Genomic DNA, 26353 nt, shown 5'->3' on the forward strand with positions numbered 1-26353 from the left:
GGTGGGTTTGGCCGGAGTATCCGAATAGCGGACAGTGTTTTTCTGCTAACCCAAAGGATTGACAATCAATATCCACTGATGTGTAGTTATCAACGGACCGGCATGCCGCTGACCAGCGGAGAGGTGCCGTAATTTGTCGTAGTGGAATTGTGCGTCCTCTGGCCCGGATATGCGAATCCGATTTTTTGTCGAGGTCGTTAAACTCCCGTTATGCCCGACGAATCCCAGCTGACTCACGTCGACGAGACGGGCGCGGCCCGCATGGTTGACGTGTCGGCCAAGTCTGTGAGTGCCCGCCGCGCGGTCGCGGCCGGCCGTCTCGTCACCACGCCCGAGGTCGTCGCCCTGCTCCGAGGCGACGGTCTGCCCAAGGGAGATGCGCTGGCCGTGGCCCGGATCGCCGGGATCATGGGCGCCAAGCGCACCCCCGACCTGGTCCCGCTCTGCCACCCGATCGCGCTGACCGGCGTGACCGTCGATCTCGAGCTCACCGACGGCGGCGTCGAGATCATCGCGGCCACGAAGACCGCCGACCGCACCGGCGTCGAGATGGAGGCGCTGACCGCGGTCGCCGTCGCCGGTCTGACGCTGATCGACATGGTCAAGGCGGTCGACCCCGCGGCCAGCGTCGAGGCGGTGCGGGTGCTGCGCAAAGAGGGCGGCAAGACCGGCGATTGGGTACGCCCGGAGCACCGCGGATGAGGGCCCGGGTGATCGTCGCGTCCAACCGCGCCTCGGCCGGCGTCTACGCCGACACCAGCGGCCCCCTGCTCGTGGCCGGCCTGCGCGACCTGGGCTGTGAGGTGCCCGGCGAGCCGGTCGTGGTGCCCGACGGCGACCCGGTCGCCGAGGCGCTGCGCGCGGCCGTGGCCGAGGACTTCGACGTGGTGCTGACCAGCGGCGGCACCGGCGTCACGCCGACCGACCGCACCCCCGAGGCGACCCGCGGCGTGCTCGACTTCGAGATCCCGGGCATCGCCGAGGCGATCCGGGCGCACAGCCGCGACAAGGTGCCGGCCGCCGCCCTGTCCCGCGGCCTGGCCGGGGTGGCCGGGCGCACGCTGATCGTCAACCTGCCCGGCTCCACCGGCGGCGCGAAGGACGGCCTGGCGGTCCTCGGCCCCCTCCTGAAACACACGACCGACCAGATCCGAGGCGGCGACCACTGAGGGAACGCGAGGGCAGCCAGACCCGGGCGCGGTCACCGACGCAGTAGGGTCGAGGACGTGAGCGCTGTGGATTGGGTGACCGCCCGGCGGCTGGCCTACGAGGCGGGTCGCGCGGCGGCGGGCCCGGCCGAGGTCGTCCGGCTCGACGCGGCCGACGGGCGTACCCTCGCCGAGCCCCTGCTCGCCCTCACCGACCTGCCCGCCTTCCCCACCTCCAGCATCGACGGCTGGGCCGTGCGGGGCCCTGGGCCGTGGCGACCGACCGGCCGCGTGCTGGCCGGCCACACCCCCGAGGCGCTGACCGAGCCGGGCACCTGCGTCGAGATCGCCACCGGCGCGATGGTCCCGGCCGGCGCCGAGGCGCTGATCCGCGTCGAGGAGTCCACCCAGGACGCCGAGGGCCGGGTCGGCGGAACGCCCCGCCCGGCGCCCGAGTGGCGCCTGCCCGGCGAGGAGGCGACCAAGGGCGAAGAGCTGATCCCGGCCGGCACCGCGATCGACCCGGCGGTGATCGGCGTCGCCGCCACCTGCGGTTACGAATCGCTCACGGTCAGCGCTCGGGCCCGGGCCGCGCTCCGGATCTTCGGCGACGAGCTGCTGACCAGCGGCCCGCCCGGCGACGGCCGGGTTCGCGACTCGCTCGGCCCGCAGATGCCCGCCTGGCTGCGGCGCTGTGGCGCCGAGATCACCTCGGCCCAGGTGGCCGGCCCGGTCGAGGACACCCTCGAGGCCCATCTGGCCGCCATCCGTGAGGCGTTCGAGACCGCCGACCTGGTCTGCACGACCGGCGGCACCATGCACGGCCCGGTCGACCACCTGCACCCGGCGCTGGCCGAGCTGAACGCCGAATACGTGGTCAACACGGTCGGGGTGCGTCCCGGCTTCCCGATGCTGCTGGCCCGGGCCCAGGGCGCCGACGGCCGTGACCGCTTCCTGGCCGGGCTGCCCGGCAACCCCCAGTCCGCGGTGATCGCCCTGGTCACGCTGGTGCAGCCGCTGCTCGACGGGCTGGCCGGGCGCCCCGAGCCGACGCTGCCGGTGGTGGTCACGACCGCCCCGGTGAAGGGTCGCGGCAACGACACCCACCTGGCGCTGGCCCGGCTCGACGCCTGCGGCCGGTCGGCCACCCCGGTCGGGCACGTCGGCTCGGCCATGCTGCGCGGGCTGGCCAACGCGCACGGTTTCCTGCTGGTCGACCCCGGCACCGAGGCGGCCGCCGGCGACCTGCTCCCGTTCCTGCCCCTGCCCCTCCAAGCCGGAGAACGCCGATGACCGTGGTGATCGTGCAGGTCGGCGACGTGCCGCTCGATCTCGCCGCGCACGAGGCGGCGGTCAACGATCCGCGGGCCGGCGCGGTCGTCTCGTTCCAGGGCGTCGTGCGTGACCACGACGGCGGTCGCGGGGTCACCCTGCTCGACTACGAGGGTCACCCGACCGCCGAGGCCGTGCTCCGCGAGGTGGCCGACGAGATCGCCGCCGACCCGGACGTCTTCGCGGTGGCCGTCTCCCATCGCGTCGGTTCCCTCAAGATCGGCGATGTCGCCCTGGTCGCGGCGGTGAGCACGGCCCATCGCGCGGCCGCCTTCGCCGCCTGCGCCCGGCTGGTCGACGAGGCCAAGGCCCGGCTGCCGATCTGGAAGCGTCAGCTCTTCACCGACGGCACCGAGGAATGGGTCAACTGTCCCTGAGCCTCGACCGCTGCGTCACCCAGCGGTCGATCGGGAAGGCCGGCGCCGTGCCCGAGTTCCAGGGCAGCGCGTTGACGATCACGATCAGGGCGATGGCGTACGCGTTGCGGACCAGCACGTCGTCGACGGTCCAGATCGGCGCGGCCACGAACAGCAGGTAGCCGCCCCCGGCGGCGGCGAACCAGCCCAGCCCCGGGAACCGCCCGAGCACGCCGGGCCGCGGCCGGACCGCCTCCCACCGCGCCCGCGCCCCGGCCGCGGCCAGCAGCAGCACGGCCGGCAGCACCCAGATCAGCTCGCCGGTGAGCGTCACCGGCCCGATGATCGCCCCGGTCAGCCCGACCAGGGTGAACGCGGTGACCTCGTCGCCCTCCAGGTGGGCCGACCGGGCCCGGATGAAACCCACGGCGACCAGCAGCAGCGCGAACGACGCCCAGAGCAGGATCGGCGTGGTGGCCGAGTCGTACAGCCGGGCCAGCACGCCGGCCAGCGACTGGTTGCCGGTCTGGTCGACGCCGCCGGTGCGGTCGAGTCGCCACAGCACCTCGCCGAACCACGCCGACTTCGTGCCCGGCGCCGCCAGCAGGGTGGCCGCGGCCAGGGTCGCCGCGGTGCCCAGCGCGATCAGGGCGGCCCGCCACTGCCGGGTGATCGCCAGGTAGAGGATGAACAGCGCCGGGCCGACGGCGATCGCGGTGGCCAGCCCGATCCCGGCGCCCGCCCACGCCCCGGTGGCCCAGAACCGCCCCAGCGGCCCGCGTGGCGCCGTCGAGCGGCGGCCCGGCCACCAGATCGCCCGGCTGCGGGCCCACGCGCTCCGGCGCAGCCCGATCAGGTCGGCCACGATCAGGCCGAACAGCACGAGGTCCCAGCGACCCAGCCCGAGCACGGCCCGCACCGGCTCGGTGGCCAGCGCGAGCAGAAGAGCGACGAGCACGATGGGGTACGCCGGACGGCGGTGCCGCCGCGCGATCGGGCCGGCCAGCGCGACCAGCGCCAGCGTCAGCGCGGCCAGGCCGGCCAGGGCCAGCAGCCACCCGCCCAGGTTCAGCGGGAGCAGCGCGAGCGGCACCATCGCGAAGGCGCCCGGGGGCGAGATCGCGGTGCCGAGCATCGTCGCCGGATCATGGTAGGAATACAACCCGTCACCGGCCAGCCAGCCCCGGATCGCCGCCCGATCGACGGCCAGCGTGCTCAGGGCGTACCGCTGCATCATGATCGTGACCGCAACGAGCGCGGCGGCCGCACCCACAGTGACCACGATGGACCGTCGCGGGGGCCTCAGCCCGCGCACTCGCCCAGCCATCGTCCGCACGGCACCCCCGCTTCGCACGCCGGGGCCAGCTTAGAACGCTCGGACCAATTTCACGGCCCCCTGAGCGTTCAACGCCGATGGTGCTCCGGAGGTCACCCGAGCTTGCGACCCGCGGCGGCGGACATCGTGGCGATCTTCGCCTCGCGGCGTGCCGTGCGCACGGCCCGCTTCAATCCGCGCTGGGAGCGATCCACCGCGTGCGTCGTGCGGTACGCCAGCCCGGGCCGCCCCTCGGTGTCGGCCGCGGCGAGCAGCAGGCCGCCGAGCAGACCGAGGTTCTTCAGGAATTGGGTACGCTGCGCCGCCCGCTGTTCGGCCGGAACCGCCCAGAACGCGTGGCCGGCGACCGTGGTCGGCACCAGACCGGCGGCCAGCACCCCGGCGGCCGGGCGGGTCAGGTGTCCCGAGGCGAGCAGGGCCCCGGCAACGACGTCGGCGACCCCCTTGATGCGGATCAGCGTGCGGGTGTCAGTGGGCAGGCGCGGGTCGACCTTCTCCAGCCACGGCCCCACCCGGCCGGTGACCCGGCCGGCGGACTCGGCCCGGCTGTCCGGGTCGAGCAGCACCTTGATGCCGCTGGACACGAAGATCGCCGAGAGCATGACGCGAGCAACAGTGCGTACGGGCTTCATGAACCCCTGTATACCCGCGGATCAGGGTTGCGTACGCAGGTAGCGGCCGAAATGTGGAACCGTGAAGGCGACCGTGCCGCGCTCGCCCGAGTAGATCAGCCCCTTCTTGATCAGGGCGTCCCGGGCCGGAGACAGACTGGCCGGTTTGCGGCCGAGCGCGTTGGCGATGTCCGAGGTCGGCACCGAGTGGTCCATGTCGTCCGCGGCCTCCCCGCCGAGCTGGGCCATCGCCCGCATGTACTCCCGCTCGGCCGGCGTGGCCCGCTCGAACCGCGACCCGAAGAAGCCGACCGCCAGCTCGGCCTCGGCCTCGGGCGCGGCCACCCGGACGTCCGCGTCGGAGACCGGCGACTGCGGGGCGTGGTCCCAGGTGGCCTTCCCGTACGCCTGCACGAAGTAGGGGTAGCCGCCGGACTTCTCGTACAGCAGATCGAGGGCCTTGGGTTCGTAGGCCACGTCCTCCCGGGCGGCCGGCGCGCCCAGGGCCAGGTCGGCGGCGATCCGGTCGAGCCGGTCGATGCGCTGGTAGCGGAACAGGCGTTCGGAGTACGACTTGGCCGCCGAGAGCACGGCCGGCAGGTGGGGCAGCCCGGCGCCGACCACGATCAGCGGCGCCCCGAGCTGGGAGAGCTCATGGCAGGCGGCGCACAGCGCGGAGACGTCGGCCGGGCCCAGGTCCTGCATCTCGTCGATGAACAGGGCGATGCCGGTGCCCACGTCGGTGGCCAGCGAGGCGGCGTCGGTGAACAGCTCGACCAGGTCGATCTCGATGTCGCCGGAGTCGGCCCGGCCCCGCGCCGGTGGCACGTCGATGCCCGGTGACCAGCGGTCCCGCAGCTTGGCGTCGGGGTGGTTGGCCCGCAGCGCGAACGCCTTGAGCACGCCCAGCACCTCGTCGACCCGGTCGGGATCGCGGTGATGCGGGGCGAGTTCGCGGATCGCCATGTGCAGCGCGGCGCTGACCGGACGGCGCAGCGACTGGTCGGGTCGGGCCTCGATCTTGCCGGTGCCCCAGAGCCGGCCGATCGCCGCCGAGCGCAGGGTGTTGAGCAGAACGGTCTTGCCGACGCCGCGGAGGCCGGTGAGGACCAGGCTGCGCTCGGGGCGGCCGCGGGCCACCCGCTCGAGCACGACGTCGAAGGCGTCCAGTTCGCGATCGCGGCCGGCCAGCTCGGGAGGCCGCTGACCTGCGCCGGGAGCGTACGGGTTCCGTACCGGGTCCATGCCGTAGGACAGTATCGGGGCATCTAGCGTTTTCGCTAGAGCTGGCTATACCCGCTTATGCGGCTCTCTTAGCTCGTCTAGCGATATTGCTAGACGGACGTAGAGCGACCTAGCGCTCCTTGAGGCAGAGCACGAAGTCGAGGCTGTCCAGCTCGCTGTCATAGAAGTACCACTTGGTGTACCCCGGCACCTTGCTGCACTTCTGCTCGGCGTCGGACTCGCCGGTGGTCCGCCCGTCGACCCGCTTGAGCACCTCGAACGTGCCGCTCGCGCAGGCGACGATCTTCATCTCGGGGTTGTCGGCGTTGCCCTCGTTGCGGACGCACTGACCCTTGGTGACGAACCGCGCGTCCTCGCTGCTGCGCGGCTGGGGGTCGGTGACCTGGTTGGTCGTGGCCGAGGCGGTCGGGTCGGCGGTCGAGCCGCGCGCGTCGTCGTCCCGGCCCGAGAGCAGCCAGGCCGTCGTGCCCAGGCCGCCGCAGATCAGCAGGCCGAGCACGATCACCAGGGCGACGATCGGGGTGTTCCGCTTCCGCGGCTGTTGTGGCTGTGGCTGATGCCCCCAGACCGGCGGGGGCGGGCTCGCGTAGTTCGGCTGCGGCGCGATGGTCGAATGGCCGGTGTCGGTGGCCGGCGGCACCGAGGCCTGGTGGTGGCCCCAGTTCGGGCTCGACGCGCTCTCCGTCGGGTGGTCACCCCACGGGTCGGCCGGTTCGGTGTACGGCTCGTCCGACGAGCCCTGGTTGTTGTTCCACGGCTGCGACGGCGGGCCGGGGTACGGACCGTTCTGCGTCATCAGCGTTTCCTCCAGGGCGCGTCTTCGCTGTACGCCACCGTAGCGTGCACTTTCCGCGGCGTGACTCCCGAAATCGCGCCGACCAGGCAACACTTGAGCGACAAGCGCCCCAAATCAGCCTGTGTGTCGCCTAATTGACCGAGGGCGCCGGGGCGGTTGTCCACAGGGTCCAACGGGGCACGCTCGCGCCTCGCTACGGTCTCGGCCGTGCCCCTTCTTCCCGCGCTGGTCGTCGGCGTGCTCCTGGCGCGGGCCGACCTGCGCTCCGGCCGGCTGCCCGACCCACTGGTGTTCCTGCTGGCCATGGCCGTGGTGCTGCCGGTTCTCGACCGGCCGGCGGTTGCTCTGGCGCGCGGGCTCGCGGCGTCCATTCTGGTGTTTTCCTTGTATTTTGGGGTGGCTCTGCTGCCTGGCGAGGGGCTGGGATTCGGGGACGTGAAGCTTGGCGCGGTGCTGGCCTTCGGGCTCGGTGTTCAGGGCTGGCACACCGTACTCCTGGGCCTGGCTCTGCCGCCGTTGATCGTCGGGCCGACCGCATTCGCGCTGGTGGCCACGCGGCGGCTCGGTCGGCGTGACCCACTGCCGTTCGGTCCGGCGCTGCTCGGCGGGGCGCTCGCGACACTGCTCATCTGACGCTGGTTATATGAGGCGCAGCTGGCGGTCCTTCGGGCGGGCCGGGAGCGTGTCGCCGAGGCGCTCGAACAGGCCGGCGTCGATCGCGTCCAGGAACGGTGTCGGCGACTGCTCGCGCTCGGTGCCATGCCGGAACCGCCGCGCCGCGTGGCTCAGATAGAGCCGGTCCTGGGCCCGGGTCAGCCCGACGAAGAACAACCGGCGCTCCTCGGCGACATCCTCCTCGTCCGGCGACGCGCCCGGCCAGCGCAGCGGGAGCAGCCCGTCCTCACAGCCGACCAGGAAGACGACCGGGAACTCCAGGCCCTTGGACGCGTGCAGGGTCAGCAGGTTCACCGCCTCGGCCCGCGGGTCGAGGGCGTCGACCTCGGCGCCGGTCGCGATCTCCTGCAGGAACCGGGGCAGGTCGTCGCCGATCCGGTGGGCCAGCGGCATCAGCAGCTCGGCCGCGGCCCAGATGTCGTCCGGCGCCAGGTGCTCGGCGTCCAGGGTCGGCGCGGCGTACCGCTGGGCCAGCACCTGGGCGGCCAGCTTGACCCGCGTGGCCGGCGAACCGGCCGGGCCGTCGGCGTGCCGCAACTCGCGCGCGATCACCTGCACGCCGGCCCGGTCCCGCAGCCGGTTGTGTGACCGCTTCTGCACCGGAATGCCGGCCCGGGACAACGCCTCGACGATCGGCCCGGACTGGGCGTCGGCGCGGTACAGCACCGCGATGTCCGAAAAGGACAGCGTGCCCGGTGAGATCGCCCGGCCGTCCACCCGCCCGCTGTCCAGCGATCGGTGCGAAAGGCCCCCGACCAGTTCGTCCACGGTACGCACGACGAAGTCGGCCTCGTCGGCGACGCTCCGGGCGTGGTACCGCCCGACCAGCGGCGACTCCGGGTCGAGCCGGGCCGGATCGAGCCGCCGGCCGCTGACCAGCGACGACGGGGCGATCGCCTGCACCGCCGCGGCCAGGATCGGCGCCGCCGACCGGTAGTTACGGGTCAACCGGACCAGCCGGGCGTCGGTGAAGTCCTCGTTGAAGCGCAGGAAGTACTTCACGTCGGCGCCCCGGAAGCTGTAGATCGCCTGGTCCGGGTCGCCGATCGCGCACAGGTTGCCGTCGGCCGGGCTGAGCAGCCGGAGCAGCTCGTACTGCAGCTCGTCGACGTCCTGGTACTCGTCCACGAACAGCCACTGCCAGCGCCGGCGGTACTTCTCCACCAGGGCCGGCTCGTCGCCGAGCAGCTTCACCGGCATCGCGATCAGGTCGTCCAGGTCGACCAGGTCCTGCTGGCGGAGCAGTTTCCGGTAGGCCAGGTCGTCGTCGCCGGACTGCTCCCGGGCCTGGGCGCGCTCGGCGTCGTCGGCGACCCGCCACTTCGCGGGCAGGCCGGCCAGCTTCGCGTTCTCCTTGAGGATGGTCAGGCCGACCGAGTGGAACGTGCCCACGGTGATGTCCTCGGCCACGTCGCCGAGCAGGGCGTCCAGGCGCTCGCGCAGCTCCTCGGCGGCCCGGCGGGTGAACGTGATGGCCAGGCAGCGCTCGGGGAAGACGCCCAGCTCGGCGCAAAGGTAGGCGATGCGGTGGGTGAGCGTACGGGTCTTGCCGGTGCCCGGGCCGGCCACGATCAGCAGCGGGCCGCCCGGCGCGGAGGCGGCCACCCGCTGCATCGCGTCGAGGCGGTCCAGCAGGCCGGTGCCGACCTCCTCCATGCCGGCCAGCATCGGCTCGAACGGCTCGTGCGGGGACGGCGGCGGGGCGATCGGCCGGGCCTTCTTCTTGGGCTCCTTGACCTTGGGTACGGGCGCCTTGACCTTGGGCGGCTCCGCTTTGCGCTGCTGCGGCACGGCGGGCATGTCGAAGAGCGTCTCCAGCTGAGGCTCGCCGGTCCGCAGCTCACCCGGCTCGAACAGGGTGATCACGCCGTACTCCCCGTCGTACCCCGGAACCCGGCGGACCCGGCCGGCGCGCAACCGGGTGATCGCCTCCCGCAGGTTCTCGCCGCCGGCCTGGCCGATCGCGTCCAGCGGCGCCCTGCGCAGGATGTCCAGCTCCGAGCCGAGCGTGGCGACCAGGTGGGTGAGCTGGCCGTCCACGGTCTTCGACTTGGGGCCGACGCCGTTGATCTCACCGAGGATCTCGTGCAGCTGGATCAAATGCTCGGGTTGGTACGGGCGGATCTTGGGCTCGTCACGGTCGGCCAGATCCTCGACCCGGCTCAGCACGCCGACGGTCAGCGGTTTGCCGCATTCCGGGCATCGGCCGGCGTTCTCCCGGGTCTTCTGCGGCTCCCAGTTCACGCCGCACGTGCGGTGGCCGTCGGCGTGGTACTTGCCCTCCTCGGGGAAGAACTCGAGGGTGCCCTTCAAGGTCCGGTTCGTTCGGATGGCGTCGTAGTCCGGTTCGCCGGTGTACAGCGTCGCCTCGCGGGCCAGCGCCGGCGGCGAGTGAGCGTCCGAGTTGGACACCAGGGCGTAGCGGTCCAGGCTGGAGACGCGCCAGTTCATCTCCGGGTCGGAGGAGAGGCCGGTCTCCACGGCGGTGATGTGGCCGGCCAGGTCGGCGTAGCAGTCGGCGATCGCGTCGAAGCCCGACTTGGAGCCGAGCGCCGAGAACCACGGCGTCCAGATGTGCGCCGGCACGAGATAGCCGTCCGGGCTCGACTCGAGCACGATCTCGAGCAGGTCGCGCGAGTCGAGGCCGAGGATGGGGCGGCCGTCGGCGGTGAGGTTCCCGATCCGGCCCAGGGCGGTGTTGAAACGCGCGGCGGCCTCGAAGTCGGGCAGGTAGATCAGGTGATGGACCTTACGCGTACGGTCGTCGCGCTTGTAGATCGTGGAGATCTCGACGCTGAGCATGAATCGCGCTGGGCGGGAAGCCTGCAGCGAGCCCGGCAGCCGCTTGGTGACCTCGTCCTCGGCCGCGTACCGGTAGAGCCCGTGGCCCGCCGGCTCGAGATTCTCCTTGAGATGGTCGAGCCAGGCGGGGTGGGTGAAGTCACCGGTGCCGAGCAGCGCGATGCCCTTGCGGCGGGCCCACCAGGCGAGATTGGGCAGCGTCAGGTCGCGGCTGCACGCTCGCGAAAATCGCGAGTGGATGTGCAGGTCCGCTACGTATTCCTCGCTGTCCGAGGGCACGCGCTGCATCCTGTCACGTCGGCTCTCGGCCCGGCGCGCCGCCACGCTCAAAGCCAGTTATGGATCTTGATGGCCCGGATCAGGGCGCCTTGAGCTCGATCAGCGTGACCTGCGGAGGGGCGCCGACCCGGACCGGCGGCCCCCAGAAGCCGGCGCCGTTGGTCACGTAGACCGGCACGCCATCGACCTCGCCGTAGCCGGAAACCACCGGTTGCTGGAGTTTGACCAGGTAGTTGAACGGAGCCATCTGGCCACCGTGAGTGTGCCCCGACACCTGGAGATCGACGCCGAAGCGCGCGGCGTCACGGGCGACCACCGGCTGGTGGGCCATCAGCACCACGGGCTTGGCGCCGTCCCGGTTGCCCAGCGCGGCGTCGAAGTTCGGCCCGTCGCCGACCGCGGTCCCACCGAGATCGTTGACTCCCGCCAGGTCGAAGGCACCCCCACGGGTGACGATCTCCAGCCGCTCATTGCGCAGCGGCCGCACCCCGAGCCGGTCGACCTCGTCGATCCACTGCTCGAAGCCCGAGTAGTACTCGTGATTCCCGGTGACGAAGTAGGCCCCTTGCTTGGACCGGACATCCGCCAGCGGCGCCGCGAACCGCCCGAGCTCCGCAACGGACCCGTCAACCAGGTCCCCCACGATGCACACCACATCGGCGTCCACCGAGTTGATCATCTCCACGATCCGACCCATGTGCCGGGCCCCCGTCAGCGGCCCGAGGTGAATATCCGAGACCACGGCGAGCCGGGTGCCGTCCATGGCCCGAGGCAGTTTGGCCATCGGAATCTGCACGCGATCAAGCCGAGGCCCGCCCAGCGCGGTCTTGACGCCATACCCGGTGACCGACGCGGCCGTCAGCCCAGCGAAGATCGCAGCGCCACGCGCCAGCAGCAGCCGTCGCCCGATCCCCGCCTTGTCGTCTGCCGCTTTCTCGTCTGCCGCATTGCCACCTGGCGCCGATCCCTTGGCCGTGCCGGCCGGCGACGCCGTGCCGCCACCTGCTGCGGCCTTGCTCCTACTCGCGCCTTCACCGTTGTCTGTTGCCACGTCGTTCTTCGCGGTGGCGTCGTCCTCGGCGAGCGGGTCGGCGTTGTCGCTGGTCGTGGGGTTGCTGGTGCCGCCACCCAGACCGGTGGAGCGAGCGGCGTGAAGGCTGGCCGGTTCTCGGTCACGGCGCCCGACCGCCCGCCACACCAGGTTGACGACAAGCCGCGGAATCTCCAGCAGAACCAGCGCAACCAGCAGATAGAACATCAGGGCCAGCCAGAGATACCCCGGCCAGGCAAGCCACTGCACGTACCCGTTACGAACGAAGATCAACGTCGCCGGAATGAGCAGCGCCACCAGAAGCATCGCGAACCCGGCGACCTTCCGCCCCGCCCCCGGCCGCATGGTGTCCCGAACCAGGCGCTTCCACAGGTAGAGATGAATCCCCACCACCAGAACCAACGCAAACCCGATGAACCCGAGCACCCATCACTCCTACGACGCCAGGCGCGCTACCAGCCACGCCGCAGCCCTGGCTGACCATCAACCGACCAAGCCAGGCCACCCTCGAAGAGGGCATTCGCTCCATCTTCCAGCAGCCCAGCCCCATCCGACCCCCGGCCTCAGGATCTTCACAGCGATCCGAGTCCCACCCGCCCCTAATCCCACCCACCGCAACACGGTCGATCCGCCCCGCCAGCCCCGGCGCCGTCTATCCGATTCCGACGGTCAGACCGGGGCCGTGGAGGGCGGTGAAGCCGGACGACCTCCACCGCCCACCTTCCCGGGCGCCGTGACCAGCGTGCTCGGCCCCCTTGCTCTGAGCGCATATAGGCAACACGTCCCACTCCTCGCTCCGAGCAGCAGTCGTGGAGGTGATCGTGCGGCCCCGAGCGGACAGGCCGGAAGCGTGAGGAGATCGCGGAGCGCACATAGGTGACCGCCGACGCTGGACCCTTTGCCCGTCACCCACCAGGAGGCGCTCCGGCCACGCGGACAGCGCCTCGGGCCGCCCCGTCAAGCGGCGGGAAGGTTGAGCGGGGTGGCTCAGCCGCCGGCGAAGGGCGGAAGGATGTCGACCGTCGCCTCCGAGGGGAGTGCCGCGTCGGGGTTGTGGCAGCTCAGGCCGTCGACCAGGAAGCTCGCGGCCTTGAGGACGACTGCCAGGCGTTCGCCGTGGCGGGCGGTCAGCACGGAGATCACATCGTTCAGCGTGGCGGCGGAGACCTGCTCGGCGGGCAGCCCGCCCGCAGCCGCGCGAGCGCCGGCGAAATAGCGGACCGTCAGCATCGCCACGCCCTCCCGGAAAGCTCGTGTCGCGTCACCATCGCACAGCCGCACCCGGGCGCCGGCCAAGCGTGTGGGGAAAGACGCATGCGAGTCAGCCGCCGATCGCGGACATGGGGCGGGTCGGCTGGAGGAAGGCGGGGTTGTCGATGCCGTGGCCGGGGCGCTTGGGGAGCGTGGCCTTCTGCCAGGCGATGGCGATGGCCTCGTCGGTTGCGCCGGATCGCAGCAGGTGGCGCAGGTCGGACTCGTCGGTGGCGAAGAGGCAGTTGCGGATCTGGCCGTCGGCGGTCAGGCGGGTACGGTCGCAGTCGCCGCAGAATGGCCTGGTCACGCTGGCGATGACGCCGACGCGGGCGGGGCCGCCGTCGAGGGCCTGGTAGCCGGGGACGATCCACGTTTCGGCGGGCGCCGTTCCACGTGAAACCTCATCGGGCCGCAGATCGAACTCGGCCAGGGACGTCAGGATGTCTTCGGCGGTGACCATGGTGTGGCGGTCCCACTGGTGTTGGGCGTCGAGTGGCATCTGTTCGATGAACCGCAGCTCGTACCCGTGATCGAGCGCGAAGCGCAGCAGCGCCGGCGCCTCGTCGTCGTTCACGCCGCGCATGAGCACCGAGTTGATCTTCACCGGAGTGAGCCCGGCCCGCGCCGCCGCGGCGAGGCCGGCGAGCACGTCGCCATGGCGGTTTCGCCTGGTCAGCTCGTCGAAACGGACCGGATCGAGCGTGTCCAGGGAGACGTTGACGCGGTCGAGCCCAGCCTCATGCAGCGCCCCGGCCAGCCGCTCCAGCCCGATGCCGTTCGTGGTGACCGACAGCCGTGGCCGTGGCCGCATCGCCACCGTTTCGCGCACGATCTCGACCAGACCACGCCGGATCAGCGGCTCGCCACCGGTGAAGCGCACGTCGGTGATGCCGAGCCGCTCGACCGCGACCCGCACCAGCCGGATCACCTCGGCGTCGGTGAGCTGCTCGTCCTTCGGCATCCAGGCCAGCCCCTCGGCCGGCATGCAATAGGTGCACCGCAGGTTGCACCGGTCGGTGAGCGACACCCGGAGATCGGTGGCCACCCGCCCGAACCGGTCGACCAGCCCGCCGGGGCGCACACCGCCGCCACCGCGCACGATGACCTCGGGCACATCCAGCCGTTCGCGAAGCTCGCTCACGCGATCAAAACTAGCCCGCCCGGCCCGGCTCCCGCGAAGCCTGATCCATCCTGTGGATAACCATTCCACCGTGATTGACGACACCTATGGGACGACGCCCGCGGGGACGTCCGAGCGCAGGTGATAGCTCAGGACGGAAGACGAGCTGGCACTTGCCAGTCTCAGAGGCGAGAAGCCTCGCGCACCGCAGAGGCATAGGACGCCCCGAACGCCGCAGTGTGCACAAGAAGCAGGTGCAACTGATGCAGCGGTACGCGGGCCTCCCAACCGTCGGCCAACGGGTATTCGTCCCGGTAGGCGCCGAGGATCGTGTCGAGGTGGGGAGCGCCGCCGAACAGGGCCAGGGTCGCCAGGTCGGTCTCGCGGTGGCCGCCGTGGGCCGCCGGGTCGATCAGCCAGGCCTGGCCGTCGGCCGACCACAGCACGTTGCCGGGCCACAGGTCGCCGTGGATGCGCGCGGCGGGCTCGCTGTCCTCGTACCCCTCGATGAACGTGATCGCCTGCTCCACCGCCTGGACGTCGGCGGGGGACAGGGCGCCGCGATCAACCGACAAGCGCAGGTACGGGCGGAGCCGGCGCTCGGCGAACCACGGCCCCCATGGACCGGCTGACACCGTGTTGTCCAGCGGCAACGGGCCGATGAAGCCGCCCCACGACGCCCCGAAGCCGGGAGCGCCGGAACGGTGCAACGCGGCAAGCGCGCGCCCGAAGGCGGCCGCCGCGGCCCGGGACGGGGTGCCGGGCTCGATCCACTCCAGGGCGATCATCGACGGCAGCGCGGCCAGCACCGACGGCACCGGGATCACGCCGGGTGACGCCAGCCAGGACAGACCGGCCGCCTCGGCCTCGAAGAAGCCGGCGGGCGGCGTACCCGTCGGCCAGGTCTTGGTGAACAGGGAAGCGCCGTCGTCGAGGGTGAGGCGGGACGCGCGGGACACGTCGCCACCGGGCACCGGCGTCTCTCGGATGCGCTGGTGCTCCAGAAATGTCGGGAGGTGCTGGGGGTGCGTGCGGAGGTACGCCAGATCCACCGCTCTATCTTCCACTTCGGGTTACGGACGTCACGAATCGGAGTCAAACTGTCCGCATGAACCCTGTCACGGTGCGTTCGTACCGGCCGACGGACCACAGCGCCGGCCGCCGACTCTGGTCGGAACTGACCAATCAGCACAACGCGATGTACGGCGAAGCGGGCGACGACGCCGGTGCCGGGTTCGAGGAGTACCTCACCCGTCTCGATCTGGGCGGAATCTGGGTGGCCGAGCACGCCGACGACGGGGTGATCGGGATGGTCGGTCTGGTGATGCGCGGCCGTGGTGGCGAGGTGGAGCCGGTCGTGGTGACCACGTCGCACCGGCACAAGGGCGTGGGGCGCAAGCTTCTGCGGCACGTGGCCGCCGAGGCCAAGAAGCGCAGCATGACCTCGCTGACCATCTCGCCGTCGTCACGGAACGTGGACGCCATCCGGAGCCTGCACGCGGCCGGGTACGACGTGGTGTCGTCGATCGAGCTGACGATGGACCTGGATCGGGTTGAGCACGCATGGCAGCAGGATGGTCTCGAGCTGCACGAGCTGCAATTCCGTTCGTGACGCCTGTGGACAACGGGGTTGTCCACAGGGGCTGAGCAACCGCCGGCCGGCCGGGCCAGGATTGCCGCCATGCCCCCGAACCTCATCGTCCGCGGTGTCGGCGACCTCCTGGCCGTCGTCCCGTACCTGCTCGGCTACCACCCGCACGACGGGCTGGTCCTGGTCGCGACCCGCCGGCACAAGATCCTCTGCGTGTTGTGCGGCGACGACCCGGCCCTGCTCGCCGCCGTGGCCGCCGAGCACGGCCCGGACGGCACCTTCCTCATCGAGTACGGGCCCGGCAGCGCCGGCGTGAACCACGAGGTCGACGTCCGCGTCCACGACGGCCACTACTGGCGACCCGGCGACCCGGACCAGAAACGCCGGGTGCCCACCGGGTCGGTGGCCGCCGCGACCGCCACCTTCCACGGCCTGCGGGCCCGGCCCAGCCGCGCCGCGATGCTCGCCGAGCTGGCCGCGGTGACCGGCCCCGAGCGCGAGGCGATGACCGCCGCCATCCGGCGGGCCGAGACCCGGATGGTCGAGCTCGACCGGACCGTGCCCGACGAGGAGAGGTTCACGCGGCTGGTGCGCCGGGCCGGCACGGCCGCGGTCCGCGCGGCCGAGCGCCGCCACCGCGCCCGGGGCCGCCTCACCGACGACGCCACGGCCTGGCTCACGGTCCTGCTGGTCAGTCCGGCCGTCTTCGCGTACGCCTGGGAGCGCCTCGGCGACGACCAGCAGGCCCTCTGGACCGACCTGGTCCGCCGCGCCGACCCGCGGTATGTCGCCGCCCCGGCCTGCCTGCTCGGCTACCTGACCTGGCGCGACGGCCAGGGCACCCTGGCCCGGATGGCGATCGACCGCGCGCTGACCGCCGAGCCGGACCACGAGATGGCGCGCCTGCTCGACGACCTGGTCGGCCAGGCGGCGCCTGGAAGGGTGACGCCGAGGATCAGGCCGTCTGGTGCAGCCCCGGCACCCGGTCCTCGATCACGAACGTGGCCCGGGTGTGAACCGGCGCCCCGGCCCGCGTCACATAGGGCAGAACCCGGAAGTCCGCCGTCATCGACTCGCGGGTGATCGTGGTCCGCACGTACCCACGCTGGTTGTTGTAGAAGCGGAGGTGCGGGTTCCAGTCGGTCCACGGGTGCCGCCCACCCACCACGTCCGCGCCGTCACCGGTCGAGGTGATCGACGAGCAGACCAGCTCGGTGCCGACCGTGCGCGACGTCGGATCGTTCCAGTCCAGCTTGAGCTCGTCGGCCCAGTGCGCGTGAACGTCGCCGGTGAGCACGACCGGGTTGCGGACCCCGGCGTCGACCCAGCCGCGGATGATCCGGTCGCGGGAGGCCGCGTACCCGTCCCAGGAGTCCATGCTGACCACCTTGGCCGGGCCCGAGTTGTTGTCCCGCTGACCGAAGAACACCTGCTGGCCGAGCACGTCCCAGCGGGCGTCGGAGCGGCGGAACCCGTCGAGCAGCCACTGCTCCTGCGAGGCGCCGGTGATCGAGCGCGCCGGGTCGATCGCGGCGGGGCAGTCCTTGTAGCCGTCCCCGCAGCCCTGGTCGTCGCGGTACTGCCGGGTGTCGAGCATGTGGAAGGTGGCCAGCCGGCCCCACTTGATCCGGCGGTAGAGCTGCATGTCGATGCCCTGTGGGAGGGAGCGGCGGCGCAGCGGCATGTTCTCGTAGTACGCCTGGAAGGCGGCGGCGCGGCGGGCCGGGAAGTCGGGGTCCGGCTGCTCGGGCACCTCGTCGGCCCAGTTGTTCTCGATCTCGTGGTCGTCGAAGACCACCGCCCACGGCGCGACAGCATGCGCGGCCTGCAGGTCGGGGTCGGTCTTGTACTGGGCGTGCCGCTGCCGGTAGTTGGCCAGCGTCACGGTTTCCGGGCCTTGGTGGTCGCGCGGGTTGCCGCCGGGGATCGTGTAGACGCCGGCCTGGTACTCGTACTGGTAGTCGCCGAGGTGCAGGATCAGCTCCGGCTCGTCGGCGGCCAGGTGCTGGTAGGCGGTGAAGTAGCCGTGCTCGTACTGCGAGCAGGAGGCGAACGACATCCGCAGCGCGGCGGGCAGGGCGTGGAGGGGCGGGGCGGTCCGGGTCCGCCCGACCGGCGACACGTAGCCGTCGGCCTTGAAACGGTAGAAGAACTCGTGACCGGCCGGTAGCCCGTTGAGCACCACGTGCACGCTGTGTGCCCTGGCCGGGACGGCGGTCGCCGAGCCCCGCCGCACGATGCGGCGGAAGCGCTCGTCGGCGGCCAGTTCCCACTCGACCTTGATCGGACGGCTGGCCATGCCACCCAGCCCGTCCTCGGCAAGCGGGCTGACGGCGAGCCGGGTCCACAGCACGACGCCGTCCGGTTCGGGGTCACCTGAGGCCACGCCGAGCGTGAACGGGTCGGAGCGAAGCGGTGTGGCGGGCAACGAGAACGGAAAGGCGGTGGCGGCGGCGCTGCCGACGAGCAGGGTTCTTCGCGAAACAGACATGCTCGCAGCCTCGCGAGCATGGATGAACACCGATGGACAGTCAGACGGTGACCCGATGTGCTCCCGCGTACACGTTCATGGACGGGCCGCGGAGGAAGCCGACCAGCGTCATGCCGGCCTCGTCGGCCAGTTCGGCGGCCAGCGTGCTGGGCGCGGAAACGGCCGCCAGCAGGGGGATCCCGGCCATCCAGGCCTTCTGGGTGAGTTCGAAGCTGGCCCGCCCGGAGACCAGCAGCACGTGCCCGGTCAGCGGCACCCGTCCTTCCCGGAGGGCCCAGCCGATCACCTTGTCCACGGCGTTGTGCCGGCCGACGTCCTCGCGCAGCACGAGCAGCTCGCCGTCGGGGGTGAACAGGCCGGCGGCGTGCAGGCCGCCGGTGCGGTCGAAGGTCTTCTGGACCGCGCGCAATTTGTCGGGAAGTGAGGCAAGTGTCCGAGCTGTCACGGAAACGCCGTCGGAGGCGATGTCGAACTGTGATCGGGTTCGGACGGCATCGATGCTCGCCTTTCCGCAGACGCCGCAGGACGAGGTGGTGTAGAAGTTCCGGCTCGGGTCGGTGACCGGCGGCGGGACGTCGGCGCCGAGCACCACGTCGACCACGTTGTAGGTGTTCGGGGTGTCCGTCCCGGCGCAGAGCTGGGCCGTCACCACGTCGTCGGCGCTGGTGATCACCCCTTCGGTGAGCAGGAAGCCGACCGCCAGATCGATGTCCTGGCCCGGGGTACGCATGGTGACCGCCAGCGGCGCCTTCCGGACGCGGATCTCCAGTGGCTCCTCCGCGGCCAGGTCATCGGGGCGGCGGCGGGGTTCCGCGGAGGCGTCGAGATTGATCTTCGTCACGGGGCGGCGGTTCATCGTCCGGGCCATGAGTCGAGCGTAGGCGCGACTCCGGGCTCCGCACAGCGGCCGCACGCGGTCACACGACTGTCGTCGCCGGGATACGGTACGTACGTGGGGGGATTTGCGGCGGTGGTCCTGGCCGGCGGAGCGGCGCGTCGGATGGGCGGTGCGGACAAGCCGACCCTGACCGTCGCCGGTCAGTCGATGCTGACCCGTGTGCTGGCCGCGGTGCATGACGCCGACCCCCGCGTGGTGGTCGGCCGGGTGCCGCCCGACCTGCCGGTTCACGTGCACGGCACGAGCGAGGAGCCGCCCGGCGGCGGGCCGGTGGCGGCCACGGCGGCGGGGCTCAAGCTGGTGCCCGAGGGGGTGGCGTTCACCGCGCTGCTCGCCGCCGACCTGCCGTTGCTCACCGGCGAGGCGATCGACGTGCTGCGGCTGACCGTGGAGTCGGCCCCGATGCAGGGCGCGGTCTACCGGGACGCCGACGGCCGCCGCCAGCTGCTCTGCGGGGTGTGGCGGACCCAGGCCCTGCGTGACGCCGTCGACCGGCTCACCGAGGAGCGCGGCAGCCTGCACGGCGCTTCGGTCCGCGAGTTGATGGAGTACCTGCGGGTGGCCGAGGTGTCGTGGCGCCGCCCCGGCCCGCCGCCCTGGTTCGACTGTGACACCGACGACGACCTCAGGACCGCGGAGGAGTGGGCGAGCTGATGAACCAGCTGGACGCGTGGGTCAGCGAGGTGATCGGGGAACTCGGCCTGGCGGCCGGCGACGACCAGACGGCACGGATCCTGGACGTCGCCCGCGATGTCGCCCATCAGGTGCTGCGGCCGGGCGCGCCCGTCACGGCGTACCTGATGGGGGTGGCCGTCGGTCGCGGAGCCGACCCCGCCGATGTCGCGGAGCGCGTCTCTGAGCTGGCCCGCTCGTGGGAAACAACCACTCGATAGGGTGGCGGGTATGACCGCGGACACGACGGGCGACCAGCCCGAGGGCATTCTGCTCGACGAGCCCAGCACCGCCGACCTGCGCGCCAAGGTGACGGAGGCGTGGCAGGAGTTCGCGGCCGCGCTGGCCAAGCTCATCCCGGAGCTGTCCGCGGGCGGCCACATCGACGTCACCCTCGACCCCACCGCCTCGGGCACCGGCACGGCGGTCTATTCGGTCAGCCTGCGCGTGCTCGACGACGAGGTGGTCGAGGCGCTCGCGGTGGGCAACGCCGAGCTGCCCGACGGCTTCCGGATGGATCGGGCCGCGGTCGCCGACCTGATCGCGCTCGGCTGGTCGCCGCCCGGCGTGCAGGCCGACTCGGGCGACTCGTTCGGGCTGCGCTCGACGGCCGACCACGCCGCGCGCATCGCCACCATCGTCACCCGCACGCTGCGTGATGTGTACGGCGCGCCGCACCCGGCGTTCCTGATGTACCTGGTGCACGACATCGACGACGAGCCGGTCACCACCGCTCCGCTGGGCACCGCGCGTCACGAGCCGACCCTGGAAGAGGGCCTCAACCTCGACGACCTGCAGGGCGCGGCCGCGCTCGCGCATGCCGCCGAGGAGGCCATCCCGCTCGAGGAGCGGGTGCGCACGGTGGTCGCCACGATGTCCAAGACCACCGTCGACCAGCTCCAGGAGGACGCCGACGGTGACATCGGCATCCGGGCCGGCTCGGCCATGGTGTTCGTCCGGGTCCGGGACAACCCGCCGCTGGTCGACGTCTTCTCGCCGATCCTGACCGAGGTCGAGCCGACCGAGACGCTCTACGTGAAGCTGTCCGAGCTGACCAACCGCATGCCGATCGGCCGCCTCTACGTCGCCCAGGACACGGTGTGGGCGTCCATCCCGGTGTTCGGCCGCAATTTCCAGGCGTCCCACCTGATGCTGGCCGTGCAGGTGATGACCGGCCTGGCCGACGAGCTCGACGACCGGTTGCACGGCGAGTTCGGCGGCAAGCGTTTCTTCGGCGAGGGCGACAAGCCGGCGGGCGGCGGTGGCGCCGACAAGGACGCCGACCACCGCCCGGGCATGTACCTATAGCCGCAGGTAGGTCACCGGCTCCAGGGTGGACAGCCGGGAGATCTGCAGGCCGTTCTCGTAGAGCGTCCACAGCTCGCCCCCGATGACCAGGTTGCGCCGCACCTGCATGGCCGAGGCGCGCGGCGCGATCTGGCCGGCCTCCGTCAGGCCGTTGTCGGTCACGGTGAGGGCGAGAAGACCTTCGTTCACGGGTACGGCGAAGAGCTTGGTGTCCGGCCACCACAGGATCGCGTGCGGGTCGTACTCGGCCTCGGAGTACCCGTTCTTGACGTGGTGCTGGGCCAGCCGCCGCGGCGCCGCCGGGTCGGACACGTCGAACAAAGACACCTGGGTGCCCTGCCGCCGGCCCTCCTCGGTCGCCTCCTGGCCGACCCCGACGAGCCGATCCGGCCCGACCGGCTGCAGGTGGGCCGAGAAGCCGGTGATCTTCAGTTCACCGGTGACGCGCGGCGCGGCCGGGTTGCTGAGATCGAGGCTGTAGAGCGGATCGGTCTGGCGGAACGTCACCACGTACGCGCGCGGCCCGATGAACCGCACCGAGTAGATCCGTTCGTTCTTGCCCAGCCCATCCACCTCGCCGACCTGGGTCAGGGTCTCGCCGTCGGGTTTCAGGACCCGCACCGCCGACGACTGCTGGGCCGAGTCGGTGGTGGCGACCCGCAGGTGACCGTCCCATTCGGACAGCGCGTACTGATTGATCAGGAAGCCGGGCACCTTCCCGGCCGCGCGGTAGACCGGCGGCTCGGAGCCGGTGACGTCGAACCGGAAGACGTCGGTCTCCTGCGGCACGGTCCGGTTGTCGCGCCCCGGGAAGAAGTCCAGCCGCCAGCGCTGGTCGGACGCCACGTAGAGGCTGGTCGGGGTGCCGTAGACGGTGTCGCCGTCGGCCACGATCGAGACCGGGCGGCCGCTGTCGAGCTTCGGCGCGGACAGCGGGAAGGTCAGCACGGTCAGCATCGAGCGGCCCGAGTAGGTGACCGGCCGGCGCACGTCGTTGCAGGCCACCTTGCCCTGCTCGGTGGTGTCGCCGGTGGTCACGGTCCAGCTCGGCAGCCAGGCGTCCACGCTGGTCCGGTCGATGACACGCTGGTTGGCCTTGATCCGGTCCTCGTCGTCGTCGCGGGCGGCGGGCCGGTCGGGGAAGGTGATGCGGGGCTGGCTGGTGAGCACCACCCGGGCGGTGTCGCCGGTCTGCCGGGCGTCGACCAGCCGGCCCTCGCCCCGGTAGCGGCTGATCACCCGGGGCGCGCCGGTCAGGTCGACCAGGATCAGCTCGGCGCCGGCCGGCCGCATCGGCATCTTCCGGTCGTACAGCACATCGCCGCCGCCCTGGTGGGTCAGGACCAGCGCGCGGTCGCCGGAGAGCAGCAGGTCGGCGTCGCCCCACGCGTCGAGGGGGAGCTGGCCGGTGGCCTTGTGCGAGGCGGCGTCGATGACCCGGAGCGAGCCGCCGGTGATGGTGACGATCCGCTTCCCGTCGGTCTTGACGATGTCCGGCTCGTCGACGCCCACCTCATGGACGTTGGTTCCGGAGAAGGCCGGCGCGGCTTTGTCAGCCGTTCCACCAGCAGAAGCCGCCGAGCGTGCGCCATCGGGAACGGCGCCGAAGGTGCGCATCATGCCCCCGCTGAAGCCCCACGGCCCGACCGATTTCTTGGCCGCGGCCTTCAGGTCCTTGGTGAGCTGTTCGCACGAGTCGAACGCGACGAGCTTGAAGCCGCTCTTGACCGGCGGCGGGGTCGGCGTGGGCGTGGGCGTCCCGGACGTGCATCCCGCGAGCAGCAGGGTGGTGACCAGAAGAATGCGGCGTGACATGCGGGTGGGACGGCGCGACTCAGGGATTGGTTCCCAACGTCACCGGCGACTCCACCAGCCGCGACAACACGACCATGCTTCGCGTGGAGGTCACGAACGGCTCGGCCCGCAGCCGCTCCAGCGCCTGTTCGAGGTGCCGCATGTCGGCCGCCCGCAGGTGCACCAGCGCGTCCGCCTCACCCGACACGGTGTAGGCCCCCACCACCTCGGGGTGGCGCCGCGTGGCCACCGTGAGCTGGGCCGGAGTGGTCCGCCCGGTGCAGAACAGCTCGACGAACGCCTCGGTCGTCCAGCCCACCGCGGCCGGGTCGACGACGGTGGTGAATCCCTTGATCACCCCGCTCGAGCGCAGCCGGTCGACCCGGCGCTTCACGGCGGGGGCGGACAGCGAGACCTTGCCGCCGATCTCCGCGTACGAGGCGCGCGCGTCGGCCATCAGCAACGCAACGATTCGCTGGTCAACCGCGTCCATCTGCAACGATTCGCCTCCCACGAGCAAGACAATGAGCTGTTTCGGTCGCCTGAGCGTACCTACCCTTTAGATCATGAGCCACACCGAGCGGGCCCCGCGAAACCGGACATATCTCATGTGTCCGCCGAGCCACTTCACGGTCGAGTACGCGATCAACCCGTGGATGGACACCACCATCGCGGTGGACGCCGGTCTGGCCCTCAAGCAGTGGGAGATCCTGCGCGAGACGCTGGCCGGCCTGGGCCACCAGGTGCACGTGCTCGACCCGCAGCCCGGCCTGCCCGACATGGTCTACGCGGCCAACGGCGCCTTCTCGGTGGACGGAACGGTCTACGGCGCCCTGTTCCGCCACCCGCAGCGTGCCGCCGAGGCCACCCACCACGCGCTCTTCTACCGCAACGGCGCCTGGACCTTCGTCGACCCGGCCCAGGTCAACGAGGGTGAGGGCGACTTCGCCTACCTGCCCGGCGCGTACGGCGGGCTGATCCTGGCCGGCTACGGCTTCCGGACCGAATCCTCCGCGCACGCCGAGGCGCAGGAGGTCCTCGGCCGGCCGGTGGTCTCGCTCCGCCTGGTCGACCCGGCCTTCTACCACCTTGACACCGCCCTGGCCGCGCTCGACGACCGGCACATCACCTACTACCCCGAGGCGTTCTCGCCGGCCTCGCAGCGAATCCTCGCCCAGCTCTTCCCGGACGCGGTGCTGGCCGACCGCTCCGACGCCGAGTCCTTCGGCCTCAACCTGGTCAGTGATGGTCGCCACGTTGTGCTCAACGCTGAAGCCACCGGCATGGCCGCCAAGCTGCAAGCGGCCGGGTACGTACCGGTTCCGGTCGAGTTGAGCGAGCTCAAGCGTGGCGGCGGAAGCGTGAAGTGCGCGGTGGCCGAGCTTCGGCTCTAGAAACGTTGCGCCATGATGGTCCGATGACCGACGACAACCAGACCACAGCCAAGCAGGACGACGACGGCTCCGTCATCGTGGTGGGCCCGGACGGGCGACCCATGGGCACGGTCGAGTCGGATGGCACTCTCAAGCCGGACGAGCCCGGCAACCTCATCGAGCAGCCGGCCAAGGTGATGCGGATCGGCAGCATGATCAAGCAGCTGCTGGAAGAGGTCAAGGCGGCGCCGCTCGACGAGGCCAGCCGCGGCCGGCTCCGCGAGATCCACCAGCGCTCGATCACCGAGCTCGAAGACGGCCTCGCCCCCGAACTGCGCGAGGAGCTCGAGCGCCTGTCCCTGCCGTTCGAGGGTGACGCCCCGCCGAGCGAGGCCGAGCTGCGGATCGCCCAGGCGCAGCTGGTCGGCTGGCTGGAGGGGCTCTTCCACGGCATCCAGACGGCGCTGGTAGCCCAGCAGGTGGCGGCCCGGCTCCAGCTCGAACAGATCCGCGGCGGGGGCGCCATCCCGGGCCGCCCGGCGCTCCCGGTGGGCCCGCAGGGCGCCGAGAACGGCCGCGCGGGGCAATACCTTTAGAGGTTGAAGGTCTTTTCGAGGAACACCGCCACACCGTCCTCGTCGTTGGTAGCCGTCACCTCGTCGGCGATCTCGGCGACGGACGGGTGGGCGTTGCCCATCGCCACGCTGTGCCCGGCCCAGGCCAGCATGGGCAGGTCGTTGGGCATGTCGCCGAAGGCCAGCACGTGCTCGGCGGTGATGCCCTCGCGCTCGCTGAGCCAGGCCAGCCCGGCCGCCTTGGTGACGCCGGCCGCGGAGATCTCGACCAGCGCCGACGACGACGAGTGGGTGGTCTCGGCCAGCCCGCCCAGCGTTCGCGACACCAGGGCGAAGAAGTCGTCGGGCGACCCGGCCGACGCGGATCGGGCCAGCAGCTTCACCGCCGGCACCGAGGTCAGTTCCTCGGGCGAGGTGAGCACGCGCACCTGCCGGTGTTCGCTCTCCCAGCGCATCGGCCAGTTCTCGTCGTACCAGAACGCTCGCCCGTCCTCGACCTCGACGGCCAGCGAGATGTCGGGCACCGCGTCGCGCAGCTTCTTGGCCACGTCGAGCAGCAACTCGACATCCATCGAGGTGGCGACCAGCACCTCGTCGGTGTCCGGGTCGTAGACCACGGCGCCGTTCGCGCACACGGCCGGCGGCGGATCGGACATCTGGTCGTAGAGCTGGCGCAACCAGCGGACCGGCCGCCCGGTGACCAGGACGAGGGGCACGGGCAGCCGCTCGATGACGTCGATGGTGCGGGGACTGAGCGTGCCGTCGCTGCGGATCAGGGTGCCGTCGATGTCGGACGCGACGAGGCGGAAGGGTGCAGGCATCACCTCGACAGTAGCCGGTCGAGATAGACGGCCACCCCGTCCAGGTCATTGGTGAGCGTCACCTCGTCGGCGGCGGCCAGCACGGTCGGGTGTGCGTTGGCCACGGCCACCCGCTGCCACCCGGCCCAGGCGAACATCGGCAGGTCGTTGGGCATGTCCCCGAAGACCAGGACGTCGGCCGGGTCGACCCCGACGGTCTCGGCGACCACGGCCAGGCCGGTGCCCTTGTCGACCGCGGGCGGGCAGATCTCGATCACGTTGAGCCCGGCCTGGGTGATCGTCGCCACGGCCGGTGGCACCACCGACCGGGCCGCCGCCAGCAGGTCGTCGACGTCGTGCGAGGCCGAGCAGGCGTACGCCTTGATCACGTCCCCGGCCACACACTCGTGCCGGGGCCGCTCCTCGACCACCACCTCGTAGCGCCAGTCGGGTGTCCGGGTGCCCCACAGCGGTGAATCCGGGTGTTCCAACGCCTCGACCATGACCGTCAGGGGCCCGATCGCGCGCTCGAGATCGTCCAGCAGCGTCGAGAGGACCGGCCCGGGCAGGCGGGCGGAGCGCAGCGGCTGTGGATCGGTCACGTCGTAGACCCACCCGCCGTGCGCCAGCACCAGGAAGTCGGCGGCCCGGATGTCGGCGCGGGTCAGCGAGGAGAGCCGCGGCCCGCGACCGGTCGCCCCGACGATGCGGATGCCGGCCGCGCGTACTCGATCAAGAACCTCATGGGTGTACGCGGAGACCGTGTCGTCGCTGCGGACGAGGGTGCCGTCGAGATCGGTGGCGATCAGCTTCGGGAGCCCTGAGCGAGGCATCTGAACCTCCGTG

26 protein-coding genes and 1 pseudogene are annotated in these 26353 nt (G+C 71.5%); 12 read left to right on the top strand and 15 right to left on the bottom strand.

Annotated elements, in window-relative coordinates:
• Window positions 1-210: 210 nt before the first annotated feature.
• The 4 genes from moaC to AB0O15_RS01175 are packed head-to-tail and all read left to right on the top strand — an operon-like array spanning window position 211 to window position 2857.
• Window positions 211-702 (top strand): cyclic pyranopterin monophosphate synthase MoaC, encoded by a 492-nt coding sequence (gene moaC / locus AB0O15_RS01160; protein WP_364312366.1) that lies wholly within the window; start codon window positions 211-213, stop codon window positions 700-702.
• Window positions 699-1169, top strand: coding sequence for a MogA/MoaB family molybdenum cofactor biosynthesis protein (locus AB0O15_RS01165; RefSeq protein WP_364312369.1), 471 nt, complete (start codon window positions 699-701; stop codon window positions 1167-1169). The genes moaC and AB0O15_RS01165 overlap by 4 nt, the downstream gene beginning before the upstream one ends.
• A 57-nt stretch (window positions 1170-1226) precedes the next feature.
• Window positions 1227-2441 (top strand): molybdopterin molybdotransferase MoeA, encoded by a 1215-nt coding sequence (locus AB0O15_RS01170; protein WP_364312372.1) that lies wholly within the window; start codon window positions 1227-1229, stop codon window positions 2439-2441.
• On the top strand, window positions 2438-2857 hold the full coding sequence (locus tag AB0O15_RS01175) for a molybdenum cofactor biosynthesis protein MoaE (protein WP_364312375.1): 420 nt from the start codon (window positions 2438-2440) through the stop codon (window positions 2855-2857). The genes AB0O15_RS01170 and AB0O15_RS01175 overlap by 4 nt, the downstream gene beginning before the upstream one ends.
• Here AB0O15_RS01175 and AB0O15_RS01180 read toward each other — a convergent pair.
• The 4 genes from AB0O15_RS01180 to AB0O15_RS01195 form a co-directional block, all read right to left on the bottom strand.
• Window positions 2844-4118 (bottom strand): glycosyltransferase 87 family protein, encoded by a 1275-nt coding sequence (locus AB0O15_RS01180; protein ID WP_364312378.1) that lies wholly within the window; start codon window positions 4116-4118, stop codon window positions 2844-2846. The two genes, AB0O15_RS01175 and AB0O15_RS01180, sit on opposite strands and share 14 nt — an antisense overlap.
• A gap of 146 nt (window positions 4119-4264) precedes the next feature.
• Window positions 4265-4804, bottom strand: coding sequence for a DoxX family protein (locus AB0O15_RS01185; protein WP_364312381.1), 540 nt, complete (start codon window positions 4802-4804; stop codon window positions 4265-4267).
• Window positions 4805-4825: 21 nt separating this feature from the next.
• Window positions 4826-6028, bottom strand: a complete 1203-nt coding sequence (locus AB0O15_RS01190; RefSeq protein WP_364312384.1) for an ATP-binding protein — start codon at window positions 6026-6028, stop codon at window positions 4826-4828.
• A 109-nt stretch (window positions 6029-6137) separates the two neighbouring features.
• Window positions 6138-6824 (bottom strand): hypothetical protein, encoded by a 687-nt coding sequence (locus AB0O15_RS01195; RefSeq protein ID WP_364312386.1) that lies wholly within the window; start codon window positions 6822-6824, stop codon window positions 6138-6140.
• A 207-nt stretch (window positions 6825-7031) separates the two neighbouring features.
• On the opposite strand from AB0O15_RS01195, the gene AB0O15_RS01200 reads away from it, so the two are divergent.
• Window positions 7032-7457, top strand: a complete 426-nt coding sequence (locus AB0O15_RS01200; RefSeq protein ID WP_364312389.1) for a prepilin peptidase — start codon at window positions 7032-7034, stop codon at window positions 7455-7457.
• A gap of 6 nt (window positions 7458-7463) precedes the next feature.
• Here the strand turns inward: AB0O15_RS01200 and AB0O15_RS01205 are convergent, their stop codons facing one another.
• From AB0O15_RS01205 to AB0O15_RS01225, 5 genes are all read right to left on the bottom strand, one after another.
• A complete protein-coding gene (locus AB0O15_RS01205) occupies window positions 7464-10589 on the bottom strand; it encodes a UvrD-helicase domain-containing protein (RefSeq protein ID WP_364312391.1) in 3126 nt (1041 codons plus the stop codon).
• 70 nt (window positions 10590-10659) lie between these two features.
• Window positions 10660-12057, bottom strand: a complete 1398-nt coding sequence (locus tag AB0O15_RS01210; RefSeq protein WP_364312394.1) for a metallophosphoesterase — start codon at window positions 12055-12057, stop codon at window positions 10660-10662.
• Between the two features lie 561 nt (window positions 12058-12618).
• Window positions 12619-12861, bottom strand: coding sequence for a MoaD/ThiS family protein (locus AB0O15_RS01215; RefSeq protein WP_364312397.1), 243 nt, complete (start codon window positions 12859-12861; stop codon window positions 12619-12621).
• 91 nt (window positions 12862-12952) lie between these two features.
• A complete protein-coding gene (moaA, locus tag AB0O15_RS01220; RefSeq protein WP_364316934.1) occupies window positions 12953-13966 on the bottom strand; it encodes a GTP 3',8-cyclase MoaA in 1014 nt (337 codons plus the stop codon).
• A 221-nt stretch (window positions 13967-14187) separates the two neighbouring features.
• Window positions 14188-15057, bottom strand: coding sequence for a fructosamine kinase family protein (locus tag AB0O15_RS01225; protein ID WP_364312400.1), 870 nt, complete (start codon window positions 15055-15057; stop codon window positions 14188-14190).
• Window positions 15058-15113: 56 nt separating this feature from the next.
• Between AB0O15_RS01225 and AB0O15_RS01230 the strand changes: the two genes are divergently transcribed.
• Both AB0O15_RS01230 and AB0O15_RS01235 read left to right on the top strand, forming a co-directional pair.
• Complete coding sequence (locus AB0O15_RS01230; protein ID WP_364312402.1) at window positions 15114-15617, top strand: GNAT family N-acetyltransferase; 504 nt, start codon at window positions 15114-15116, stop codon at window positions 15615-15617.
• A gap of 69 nt (window positions 15618-15686) precedes the next feature.
• Window positions 15687-16514 (top strand): annotated as a pseudogene (locus AB0O15_RS01235) (DUF4192 domain-containing protein); the annotation flags it as partial.
• Window positions 16515-16551: 37 nt separating this feature from the next.
• Here the strand turns inward: AB0O15_RS01235 and AB0O15_RS01240 are convergent.
• Complete coding sequence (locus tag AB0O15_RS01240; protein WP_364312405.1) at window positions 16552-18087, bottom strand: alkaline phosphatase D family protein; 1536 nt, start codon at window positions 18085-18087, stop codon at window positions 16552-16554.
• Window positions 18088-18127: 40 nt separating this feature from the next.
• Window positions 18128-18955 carry a formate dehydrogenase accessory sulfurtransferase FdhD gene (gene fdhD, locus AB0O15_RS01245; RefSeq protein WP_364312407.1) on the bottom strand — a complete coding sequence of 276 codons (828 nt, stop codon included), beginning with the start codon at window positions 18953-18955 and terminating at the stop codon, window positions 18128-18130.
• Window positions 18956-19039: 84 nt separating this feature from the next.
• Between fdhD and AB0O15_RS01250 the strand changes: the two genes are divergently transcribed.
• Genes AB0O15_RS01250 through AB0O15_RS01260 form a run of 3 tightly spaced genes read left to right on the top strand, consistent with a single transcriptional unit; the run spans window position 19040 to window position 20965 of the window.
• Window positions 19040-19639: an NTP transferase domain-containing protein gene (locus AB0O15_RS01250; protein ID WP_364312410.1), complete on the top strand. Its 600-nt coding sequence runs from the start codon at window positions 19040-19042 to the stop codon at window positions 19637-19639.
• Entirely contained in the window at window positions 19639-19878 is a 240-nt protein-coding gene (locus AB0O15_RS01255; RefSeq protein ID WP_364312413.1) for a DUF6457 domain-containing protein, read from the top strand. Before AB0O15_RS01250 ends, AB0O15_RS01255 begins: the two co-directional genes overlap by 1 nt.
• A gap of 10 nt (window positions 19879-19888) precedes the next feature.
• A complete protein-coding gene (locus tag AB0O15_RS01260) occupies window positions 19889-20965 on the top strand; it encodes a hypothetical protein (RefSeq protein WP_364312415.1) in 1077 nt (358 codons plus the stop codon).
• On the opposite strand, the gene AB0O15_RS01265 is transcribed toward AB0O15_RS01260, so the two are convergent.
• Both AB0O15_RS01265 and AB0O15_RS01270 read right to left on the bottom strand, forming a co-directional pair.
• Window positions 20960-22780: a beta-propeller domain-containing protein gene (locus AB0O15_RS01265; protein WP_364312417.1), complete on the bottom strand. Its 1821-nt coding sequence runs from the start codon at window positions 22778-22780 to the stop codon at window positions 20960-20962. The genes AB0O15_RS01260 and AB0O15_RS01265 overlap by 6 nt on opposite strands.
• Window positions 22781-22799: 19 nt before the next feature.
• The gene (locus AB0O15_RS01270; protein ID WP_364316936.1) at window positions 22800-23258 is read right to left on the bottom strand and encodes an Lrp/AsnC family transcriptional regulator; all 459 of its coding nucleotides are present in this window, start codon (window positions 23256-23258) and stop codon (window positions 22800-22802) included.
• A 67-nt stretch (window positions 23259-23325) separates the two neighbouring features.
• Between AB0O15_RS01270 and ddaH the strand changes: the two genes are divergently transcribed.
• Window positions 23326-24153: a dimethylargininase gene (gene ddaH / locus AB0O15_RS01275; RefSeq protein WP_364312420.1), complete on the top strand. Its 828-nt coding sequence runs from the start codon at window positions 23326-23328 to the stop codon at window positions 24151-24153.
• A gap of 23 nt (window positions 24154-24176) precedes the next feature.
• Window positions 24177-24728, top strand: coding sequence for a bacterial proteasome activator family protein (locus tag AB0O15_RS01280; protein WP_364312423.1), 552 nt, complete (start codon window positions 24177-24179; stop codon window positions 24726-24728).
• On the opposite strand, the gene AB0O15_RS01285 is transcribed toward AB0O15_RS01280, so the two are convergent.
• Window positions 24725-25528 (bottom strand): HAD family hydrolase, encoded by an 804-nt coding sequence (locus tag AB0O15_RS01285; protein ID WP_364312425.1) that lies wholly within the window; start codon window positions 25526-25528, stop codon window positions 24725-24727. The genes AB0O15_RS01280 and AB0O15_RS01285 overlap by 4 nt on opposite strands.
• Window positions 25528-26340: an HAD hydrolase family protein gene (locus AB0O15_RS01290; RefSeq protein ID WP_364312428.1), complete on the bottom strand. Its 813-nt coding sequence runs from the start codon at window positions 26338-26340 to the stop codon at window positions 25528-25530. Before AB0O15_RS01290 ends, AB0O15_RS01285 begins: the two co-directional genes overlap by 1 nt.
• Between the last annotated feature and the right edge of the window lie 13 nt (window positions 26341-26353).

This window comes from Actinoplanes sp. NPDC089786 (genome assembly GCF_040684855.1).
GTDB lineage: Bacteria > Actinomycetota > Actinomycetes > Mycobacteriales > Micromonosporaceae > Actinoplanes.

Coding starts and splice junctions, on each gene's coding strand:
- moaC (WP_364312366.1), top strand. CDS start 211: ATGCCCGACGAATCCCAGCTGACTCACGTCGACGAGACGGGCGCGGCC.
- AB0O15_RS01165 (WP_364312369.1), top strand. CDS start 699: ATGAGGGCCCGGGTGATCGTCGCGTCCAACCGCGCCTCGGCCGGCGTC.
- AB0O15_RS01175 (WP_364312375.1), top strand. CDS start 2,438: ATGACCGTGGTGATCGTGCAGGTCGGCGACGTGCCGCTCGATCTCGCC.
- AB0O15_RS01185 (WP_364312381.1), bottom strand. CDS start 4,804: ATGAAGCCCGTACGCACTGTTGCTCGCGTCATGCTCTCGGCGATCTTC.
- AB0O15_RS01190 (WP_364312384.1), bottom strand. CDS start 6,028: ATGGACCCGGTACGGAACCCGTACGCTCCCGGCGCAGGTCAGCGGCCT.
- AB0O15_RS01195 (WP_364312386.1), bottom strand. CDS start 6,824: ATGACGCAGAACGGTCCGTACCCCGGCCCGCCGTCGCAGCCGTGGAAC.
- AB0O15_RS01205 (WP_364312391.1), bottom strand. CDS start 10,589: ATGCAGCGCGTGCCCTCGGACAGCGAGGAATACGTAGCGGACCTGCAC.
- AB0O15_RS01215 (WP_364312397.1), bottom strand. CDS start 12,861: ATGCTGACGGTCCGCTATTTCGCCGGCGCTCGCGCGGCTGCGGGCGGG.
- AB0O15_RS01230 (WP_364312402.1), top strand. CDS start 15,114: ATGAACCCTGTCACGGTGCGTTCGTACCGGCCGACGGACCACAGCGCC.
- AB0O15_RS01240 (WP_364312405.1), bottom strand. CDS start 18,087: ATGTCTGTTTCGCGAAGAACCCTGCTCGTCGGCAGCGCCGCCGCCACC.
- fdhD (WP_364312407.1), bottom strand. CDS start 18,955: ATGGCCCGGACGATGAACCGCCGCCCCGTGACGAAGATCAATCTCGAC.
- AB0O15_RS01255 (WP_364312413.1), top strand. CDS start 19,639: ATGAACCAGCTGGACGCGTGGGTCAGCGAGGTGATCGGGGAACTCGGC.
- AB0O15_RS01260 (WP_364312415.1), top strand. CDS start 19,889: ATGACCGCGGACACGACGGGCGACCAGCCCGAGGGCATTCTGCTCGAC.
- AB0O15_RS01265 (WP_364312417.1), bottom strand. CDS start 22,780: ATGTCACGCCGCATTCTTCTGGTCACCACCCTGCTGCTCGCGGGATGC.
- ddaH (WP_364312420.1), top strand. CDS start 23,326: ATGAGCCACACCGAGCGGGCCCCGCGAAACCGGACATATCTCATGTGT.
- AB0O15_RS01280 (WP_364312423.1), top strand. CDS start 24,177: ATGACCGACGACAACCAGACCACAGCCAAGCAGGACGACGACGGCTCC.
- AB0O15_RS01285 (WP_364312425.1), bottom strand. CDS start 25,528: ATGCCTGCACCCTTCCGCCTCGTCGCGTCCGACATCGACGGCACCCTG.
- AB0O15_RS01290 (WP_364312428.1), bottom strand. CDS start 26,340: ATGCCTCGCTCAGGGCTCCCGAAGCTGATCGCCACCGATCTCGACGGC.